Consider the following 291-nt stretch of genomic DNA (forward strand, 5'->3'; position numbering starts at 1 on the left):
TGGGACGCCTACCTGGGCGCCGACGCGCTGGAAAACGGCGTGGCCGTGGGCATCTCCTCGAGGCGCCAGCGCTCGAACAACGCCATTCCGCCGGCGGTGAAGGCCACGGCCTCTTACATGAACTCCATCCTCGCGAAGATGGAGGCGAAGGCCCACGGCTATGCCGAGGCCTTCATGTTGAACGAGGCGGGGCTTGTCTGCGAGGGCACGGGCGTGAACTTGTTCATCGTGCGCAACGGCGTGCTTTCCACGCCGCCGCTTTCCGACGGACTTCTCGAGGGCATCACCCGC

At 66.0% G+C, this 291-nt stretch carries 1 protein-coding gene; it reads left to right on the plus strand.

Features of this window, described 5'->3' with window-relative positions; translation table 11 throughout:
* The coding region (locus tag NE591_RS15275; RefSeq protein WP_256157104.1) for an aminotransferase class IV at window positions 1-291 on the plus strand (291 nt) is incomplete at both ends.

It is taken from the genome of Adlercreutzia sp. DFI.6.23, assembly GCF_024462535.1.
GTDB classification, from domain to species: domain Bacteria; phylum Actinomycetota; class Coriobacteriia; order Coriobacteriales; family Eggerthellaceae; genus Adlercreutzia; species Adlercreutzia rubneri.